At 57.0% G+C, this 639-nt stretch carries 2 protein-coding genes; both read right to left on the reverse strand.

Annotated features, from left to right (window positions below; genetic code table 11):
* The coding region (locus A3754_RS06790) for an acyl-CoA dehydrogenase family protein (RefSeq protein WP_197468528.1) at positions 1 to 235 on the reverse strand (235 nt) is incomplete at its 3' end.
* A gap of 159 nt (positions 236 to 394) precedes the next feature.
* A partial coding sequence (locus A3754_RS06795) for a toprim domain-containing protein (protein ID WP_156496867.1) occupies positions 395 to 639 on the reverse strand: 245 nt, incomplete at its 5' end.

Raw genomic sequence — 639 nt, forward strand, 5'->3', positions numbered from 1 at the left:
CCAATTCTTCGCAGGCGGCGATTTTCATGAAGACGTCTTCGCCCGTCCCACCAAATTCCTCCGGCGCATTGATACCCAGAATGCCCGCATTCGCTGCCGTCTTGTACAACTCCCGGGGGAATTCCCCTGCTTCTTCCCAGTCATCCACCTCCGGGAGGATTTCCCGCTCAACGAATTTGCGGACGGTATCTCGCACCATCTGGTGGGTTTCATTGAAATAGTTCAGGGCGCTCACTGGACCTCCTTGGATTATTGGATTGCGCACAACCTAGCGCTTGCTTGGTCCAACCATAACAGAAAGCCGCCAAGGGAAACCAGACGAAACCGCGGCTTGTGTTTACGGGTAGAAAAGGAGATTTACGCTTTCGATAGCCCCCCAGGAAGGGGCCCTTTATCAGGCGTCAAAGGGCCTGCGACCTCTCAGCGCCTGGGCCAGGGTAGCGCCATCAACGAATTCAAGCTCACCGCCCATGGGCACCCCCTGGGCGATGCGGCTGACACCCACTCCCGCGTCCCGGGCCAGGTCCAGTACATAATGGGCTGTGGCTTCGCCTTCCACAGTCGTGCCAGTAGCCAGAATCAACTCGCTGATCTGCCCTTCATTAAGACGTTGTTCAAGCACATCCAGCCCCAACTCAC

The sequence above is a fragment of the Alcanivorax sp. HI0083 genome (assembly GCF_001635175.1).